Consider the following 6,146-nt stretch of genomic DNA (forward strand, 5'->3'; position numbering starts at 1 on the left):
AAAACAAACAAAACCTATCCGGACCAGTATAAAACCGTTGAATACCTGTCTATTTTTTATGCACGAACCCGGCGGATTCTGAAGTGTTATGTTATTTCGAACTCGCCCTTGCCGACGTATACACATCTGCCGCCGATCTCGATGGAGTATTTACCGCCCTCCAGACTACCTCTCATTATTATCAATGACGGGCGTCCCATTTCTACGCCCTGCTCATTCCTGATCTCAAATTTCTTTCCAAAAATACCGTGCTTGAGCAAATAGCCGACGAGCGGGCCGGCTGCCGAGCCAGTTGCCGGGTCCTCAAGAATGCCTAAATGCGGGGCAAAGAACCTGGTGTGAACCTTCACCGTCGCATCCGTGGTCTCGAGGCTGAACAGGTATGGGCCGACCAGATCCCCTCTGAAGAATTTCTTCATGTTGGTCACATTACCTTGAGTTCGTTGTAGCGCATTCAGGGAATTGACCGGTATGATCAAAACCCGGTTGCCAGTCGACACCTCCTCAATCGGCAGTTCATTCGATATATCATCAGGCGTAAGATCAATGAGCCCGGCGATCTCCAGTCGATCTTCATACTGGGCAAAAAATTCTGGCTCGTTTTGCGTCATCCATAACGTGTCGTCTTTTCTCTTCAATGGAATCACTCCGACCTTTGTCGCCAATTTCAGAATATCTTTCTTCTCACTCCAGATGTCAAAAAGATCCATTATCGCATAAGCAGTCCCTAGGGTTGGGTGCCCGGCGAAAGGCAGTTCGCGTCCTGGAGTAAATATACGAATATTGAAATCCGCTTCGGCCGTATCTGCCGGGAACACGAACGTAGTCTCCGAGTAATTTATCTCCTTGGCCAATACTTGCATCTGCGCGGAGGTCAGACCAGCACCTTCGGGAAAAACCGCGAGTTGATTTCCTGTATACGCCACATCTGTGAAAACATCAATGAACACGCATTCTTTTTTCATCATACCTCCCTTCATAATTGTCTGCACGTCCACACTGCCTGTGCGAGGACCACCATGAAGCATGTTGGAATCACTCTACTGTCTAACAACATCTGCTAAAAAATCTTTTCTTCTTTTTTCTCTTCCTTTGGTGCATAATGGGAGAACAGCATCGTGTGAATACCGTGTCCCTGTGTGATCGACCTCAAATCGGTCGCGTAACCAAATGATTTGGCGAGCGCCAGGTTCGCATCTAATATTTTTTCCTGTTTATTGGTTTCAATGTTCTGAATACTACCCTTGCGAGCATTGATATCGCTGATAACATCACCAAGATAGTTCTGGGGAACTATTATCTCAAGTGACATGATCGGCTCCAGCAGAATTGGATCGCCCCTGGAAAATCCTTCACGCAGTGCGATCTGCGCTGCGATCTTGAAGTCCAGGTCGGATGAATCGGTCGGGTGATGTTGCCCGTCGAGTATCGTGACCTGAATATCAATAATTGGATAACCGAAGTAGACTCCCACCTCGGCCTGCTCTTTTATCCCTTGCTCGATGGCCGGCACAAACTGCCTGGGAATTACTCCTTCCTTTAATTTGCTTTGGATCTTTACCCCGCTACCGCGCTCAGCCGGTTCAATCTTCATTTTGACCACGCCATAGTGGCCGCGTCCACCAGTCTGTTTTATGAACCTGCCTTCGGTGGTGACCGGATTGGTGATTGTCTCACGGTATGAGACTTGTGGCCGACTCGCATGACACTCGACGCCGAATTCGCGCTTCAAACGCTCGACGATTATCTCAAGATGCAACTCACCCATTCCAGATATGATACGCTGTGCAGTCTCTTCATCAGTTCGCACTTTGAACGTCGGATCTTCGATCTGCAGATATTTCAATGAATCATCAAGCTTGGCATCGTCCATCTTCGTCTTGGGCTCCAGGCTCACGAAAATGACCGGCTCCGGGAAACGCATGGATTCATACGAAATCGGGTACTTTTTCGAACAGAGTGTATAACCAGTTTTGCATTCACGGATTCCCGTCACCACTCCAATCTCACCGACGGTCAGACTCTTGGCTTCCTCTCGCTTGTTGGCATGCATGAGCAGTAGCCGGCTTATCCGGTCTACTCTTCCCGGCGGATAGATCAACACCTTGTCACCACATTCGATATGGCCTGAATAGACGCGTATGTAGTAAATGAGACCGAGATGAGGATCGGTCTGCGCTTTGAATATCAGGGAAGAAAAAGGCGCATCTACTGAAGGCTGCCTGGTTTCTTCCTTCGAAGTTTCTGGATTGATACCCTTCATCGGCGGTAAATCGACCGGCGAGGGTAGATAATCCAATACACCATCGAGCAGCTTCTGCACACCCATATTCTTCAGCGCGGTACCGCAGAATACAGGGAAGAAGTGCAAGTTGATTGTTCCTTTCCGTATTGCCGATTTTATTTTGTCGACCGGGATCTTTATCTCGCCAAAATAACTCTCAAAAATATCCTCGTCATATTCGGCGAGGGTTTCCAGCATTTCATTCCGGTACTGCTCGGTTAGTTTTCGGTAATCTTCAGGAATCTCCTCCTCTCTGAATTCGGTACCCAGGGTTTTTTCCTCCCAGTAGACAGCCCTCTCCTTAACTATATCCACTAATCCATAAAACATGTCATGGTCTGCGATCGGGATTTGCAGCACCAATGGTTTCATCGATATCTTTTTTTTCATCTGATTCAGGACACGGTAGAAATCAGCTCCGATGCGGTCCATTTTGTTGACGAAGGCAATGCGCGGCACCCGGTACTTGTCAGCCTGCCGCCACACGGTCTCGGTCTGGGGCTGCACTCCGCCGACGGCGCAGAATATCGCGATCAGACCATCAAGTACCTTCATGGATCGTTCGACCTCGACCGTGAAATCCACATGTCCAGGCGTGTCGATGATATTGATACGATATTCCTTCCAAAAAGACGTTGTCGCTGCCGAGGTGATCGTGATCCCGCGCTCGCGTTCCTGATCCATCCAATCCATCGTTGCCGAACCATCATCCACTTCACCCATCCTCCGGATCCGGCCCGAATAGAAAAGAATACGCTCGGTAGTAGTCGTCTTTCCGGCATCAATATGAGCTGCCAGGCCAATGTTTCTTATTTTTGCCAAGTCAATCATAACCTTTAGTATAGTGAAATATATTGAATAGTCAATTGCCGTTACTGCGGCGTGGTACTACAGAGTCCTGCGTTCACGTTTTATAGCCGACCTGATTTCATTCCCATTGTACTTGCCCACTCCCACTGGGAGACCGTGGTAACGAATGATCACAAAACCTTTTTCTACATTCAACACGTTATCTACTTTAACGATCTCACCTTTCAGGAATTTCGTGACCTGCCACTCCTCCATTTCTATCACGTTTCTCGTAGCATTCGAACCGAAGAGCTGAACGAAATCATTGTCTGGCTTCAAGTCCTGGCCATAAACCCGGCCGAACTCCAATCCTTTACGGATCGCGTTAGCCTCCCTGAAGGAGAAGACTTCCGGGGTCGAAATGAAATCCTCATTGCGGTACTTGAAGAGCGCAAAAGGCTTCAGATTCTCTCCGTCAACACCGAAATGCTCTGAAAACATGGTCAGTAGTCTGTTGTTCGTTTCTATTTTCCCCAGGTAATCCATGCGAGGTTTACACACTCCTCTCTTTGTTAGCCTGGCGATGAAGAACGGTGCTGTGTCATTATCCTGCGGCAGGATGCGTGTGCAGTTCTCGACCCTCTGGTCAAAACTAGTACCCTGCCATCGTGTAACACCGGCCCGGGTCTTAAAGTTATCAAGTTTAACAGGCAAGATCTCAGCCTCTGGAAATTTTTCCAGCAGGTATGAAATCACCATTTCGTTCTCCTCGGGAGCGATAGTGCACGTTGAATAAACCATGGTACCGCCAGGTCGTAATGCCCTGAACCCTGATACAGCAAGGCCGATCTGAATCCTGGACATGCGCTTGATATTCTTGATACCCCAGTGATATAGAACTGCCTTGGACCTGCGAATCGTTCCTTCGGCACTGCACGGTGCATCAACAAGAATGCGGTCGAAGTAATTGTCGAAGACCCGATGGACCTTTTGCCCGCTGATGCTGATGACCGCTTCGTTGATCAACCCGCACCGCTTGATATTGTGGATCAATCCCCTTATTCGCTTGCGACTGATCTCGTTGGCGATGAGCAAACCTCGGTTGTTCATCATCTGTGCAATCTGAGTGGTCTTGGACCCTGGCGCTGCGCACATATCAAGGACGACTTCACCACCTTGGGGGTCAAGAACGACCACGGGTATCATCGACGCCACTTCCTGAACATATATCAAACCAAGATTGTGCGCGATATGCCTGCCGAGTCGATATTTTCCGAGCACGCTGTAACCATCTTCATAGAAAGACAACTGGCGCAGTTTCATATCTTTGAGAAGAGCAGTTACTTCCTCGTGCCTGGCTTTGAGGGTATTGACGCGCAGGGACTGCACCAAGGGTCTTCTCAGATATTGCATGAAATTTTGATAATCTGGAATTATGGATTCATATCTCTCATACAGTTTTTCCATTTTCATGTTTTATTATATAACTGTTTTCGCCAAAAAGTCAACAAAAACCAGAAAGACACACTAACCTCACACCACCGTTCTATTGACTATTGCCGCGATTTCAATAGTCTATTCTGATGCAGAAGAATACGGCCGTCCAATTACCACAGTTCATTGAACTCGGTGAAATGAAAATCGAGAACTTGTTGAAAATACTCGACAAGCACAATCTTATTTCAAAAAGAATAATGCTGCTGTGCGATGAGAACACGGTCAGCATCGGCGGCCATCAGATACTGGCAACGCTGCGTGCAGAAGATCTGGATGTCCTTGAGCAGCACGTAGACAATAGCGATGACCAGAATGCCATGCGAGTCGCACAGAAGATCGAGGAGGAAAAACCAGGCCTGGTCATTGGATTTGGCGGAGGCAAGGTTCTGGACGTCGCCAAACTAGCGGCCGGGTTGAAAAATAAGAAGTACATAAGTATTCCAACCACTCTGTCCAATGACGGAATAGCCTCGCCAGTATCGGTCATCAAAAACAACGAAAATATTCCGGTGAGCCATATCACCAAGGCCCCGTTTGGTGTGATCATTGACCTGGATATAATCAAAAAGGCGCCGAGGCGCCACCTGATGGCCGGAGTCGGCGACCTGATCTCAAACCTCTCAGCGGTTTTTGACGCTCGCCTCGCCCAGGAAAAGCAAGGCGAAGAAATCAATGTCAGTGCTCTTCAGCTGGCCGAATCTGGTGGGCATCGGCTCCTCAACATGGAGACCAGTGAAGTAGAAAGCACCATTTTTCTTCAGGAACTCGCACATGGTCTTGTTAAGAGCGGTTTTGCGATGTGCATCTGGGGCACGTCGCGGCCGGCAAGCGGCAGCGAGCACAAAATCAGCCATTCGATTGACCACTTCTGTCCACGCAGCAATGGACTGCACGGCGAGCAAGTCGGCATCGCCGCGATATTCACTATGGCCCTGCAGAAAAATGTTTCTCTTGAGGCAACAAGAAGATTCTATACGAATATCGGTTTCCCCTGTAACCTAGCCCATTTGGGCCTGAATATGACCGAATTCGTGAACGTCGTGCTAAATGCAACAAAGATACGCCCGGAGCGCTATACAATCCTCGAAGACCGACACCCGAAGGAAAAAGAGATCGAAAAAATCGTCGATTTCTTGGGCTTATGAATACCGGGCATTTCGGAAGCTGGTTCGAAGTTGTATCGCGGCTCCGAAGGCCTGCCTGCGGTGATCGCTCTGTACATTAAGATACGCTTTAACCCATTGACAAATTCCTATTTATTTATATAATAATAGTCTGTGTAATTTTTACTGCCCATGCAGTTCAGTTGGAGCATCCCGCACTTTTGTGCCTGGATAGCTCAGTCGGTTAGAGCACGTCCTTGGTAAGGACGAGGTCGCCGGTTCGACTCCGGCTCCAGGCTTAACCGAGAAGGCGGGCGCGAACCCGGCCGTGGGCTTGGTGTTTTTTGTTTAAGGAGGATGATTATGGCGAAGCAGAAGTTTGAGCGGACGAAGCCGCATGTTAACATTGGGACGATTGGGCATGTTGATCATGGTAAGACGGCGTTGACTGCGGCGATTACGAAGGCGTTGGA

5 protein-coding genes and 1 tRNA gene are annotated in these 6,146 nt (G+C 48.6%); 3 read left to right on the forward strand and 3 right to left on the reverse strand.

Annotated features, from left to right (window positions below; translation table 11 throughout):
* Window positions 1-86: 86 nt before the first annotated feature.
* The 3 genes from OEV79_12160 to OEV79_12170 form a co-directional block, all read right to left on the reverse strand.
* Complete coding sequence (locus OEV79_12160) at window positions 87-965, reverse strand: PhzF family phenazine biosynthesis protein (protein ID MDH4212189.1); 879 nt, start codon at window positions 963-965, stop codon at window positions 87-89.
* Between the two features lie 95 nt (window positions 966-1,060).
* The gene (fusA, locus tag OEV79_12165; GenBank protein MDH4212190.1) at window positions 1,061-3,115 is read right to left on the reverse strand and encodes an elongation factor G; all 2,055 of its coding nucleotides are present in this window, start codon (window positions 3,113-3,115) and stop codon (window positions 1,061-1,063) included.
* 57 nt (window positions 3,116-3,172) lie between these two features.
* Window positions 3,173-4,546 carry an NOL1/NOP2/sun family putative RNA methylase gene (locus OEV79_12170; protein ID MDH4212191.1) on the reverse strand — a complete coding sequence of 458 codons (1,374 nt, stop codon included), beginning with the start codon at window positions 4,544-4,546 and terminating at the stop codon, window positions 3,173-3,175.
* Between the two features lie 110 nt (window positions 4,547-4,656).
* On the opposite strand from OEV79_12170, the gene OEV79_12175 reads away from it, so the two are divergent.
* The 3 genes from OEV79_12175 to OEV79_12185 all read left to right on the forward strand — a co-directional run.
* Window positions 4,657-5,715 carry an iron-containing alcohol dehydrogenase family protein gene (locus tag OEV79_12175; protein ID MDH4212192.1) on the forward strand — a complete coding sequence of 353 codons (1,059 nt, stop codon included), beginning with the start codon at window positions 4,657-4,659 and terminating at the stop codon, window positions 5,713-5,715.
* Between the two features lie 183 nt (window positions 5,716-5,898).
* A tRNA-Thr gene (locus OEV79_12180) sits at window positions 5,899-5,972 on the forward strand.
* Between the two features lie 64 nt (window positions 5,973-6,036).
* Window positions 6,037-6,146 (forward strand): GTP-binding protein (locus tag OEV79_12185; GenBank protein ID MDH4212193.1); only part of this gene is annotated, 110 nt, incomplete at its 3' end.

The organism is candidate division WOR-3 bacterium, from assembly GCA_029858255.1.
Classification (GTDB): domain Bacteria; phylum Hydrothermota; class Tepidihabitantia; order SM23-42; family SM23-42; genus SM23-42.

Excerpts from the sequence above, each read along its gene's own strand:
- OEV79_12160 (MDH4212189.1), bottom strand. The coding sequence starts at position 965 with ATGAAAAAAGAATGCGTGTTCATTGATGTTTTCACAGATGTGGCGTAT.
- fusA (MDH4212190.1), bottom strand. The coding sequence starts at position 3,115 with ATGATTGACTTGGCAAAAATAAGAAACATTGGCCTGGCAGCTCATATT.
- OEV79_12170 (MDH4212191.1), bottom strand. The coding sequence starts at position 4,546 with ATGAAAATGGAAAAACTGTATGAGAGATATGAATCCATAATTCCAGAT.
- OEV79_12175 (MDH4212192.1), top strand. The coding sequence starts at position 4,657 with ATGCAGAAGAATACGGCCGTCCAATTACCACAGTTCATTGAACTCGGT.